The 561-nt window shown below is 47.6% G+C and carries 1 protein-coding gene; it reads left to right on the plus strand.

Going from position 1 to position 561, the window contains the following annotated elements:
• Positions 1 to 76 precede the first annotated feature (76 nt).
• Positions 77 to 475, plus strand: a complete 399-nt coding sequence (locus tag D8779_RS20490) for a DUF7668 domain-containing protein (protein ID WP_136666459.1) — start codon at positions 77 to 79, stop codon at positions 473 to 475.
• Positions 476 to 561 lie beyond the last annotated feature (86 nt).

Genomic DNA, 561 nt, shown 5'->3' on the forward strand with positions numbered 1-561 from the left:
CGTTCGCTTCGCTCACTGGGACCGGCTAAAGCCGGCCCCTTAACCAAACGTTATGCAGCTATGAAGAGTTTCGAGTATGGACACAAAAGAAAATAGAGCTGAGGTTCCGGCAATTAAAGACGCTGACTCTGAGCGTCCGATTCCGACAGCATGGCGGAATGTAATTAAATCAATCGTCAATTCTTTTGTGCGCCATGATTACCACCTAGCGGCATCTATCCCCTTAGTAGCTCCAGTGCAATCAGAAACTGCGGAGCAAATTGAAAATTACATTAAGGACTATGGGGTAGAGCTAATCGAGCTCCCAGAGGAAACCTGGAATTCATCGGTTTGCATCTGGATGGGAAACAGATGGGATGCTCTAATTGATCTGTGGTCACGCTCAGAGGGTAGGAGCGACCTTACGCTTAGCCTTCATGTTTCAGAAACAAAAAATGGCTTCGAGTTCAATATTTACATGGTCTATGTACCCTAATGCATACGCCGCATAACAATTGGTTCAAACCGTTCGCTGCGCTCTCTGGGACGGGCTAAAGCCCGCCCCTTAACCAAACGTTAGGC

It is taken from the genome of Pseudomonas leptonychotis (assembly GCF_004920405.1).
GTDB lineage: Bacteria > Pseudomonadota > Gammaproteobacteria > Pseudomonadales > Pseudomonadaceae > Aquipseudomonas > Aquipseudomonas leptonychotis.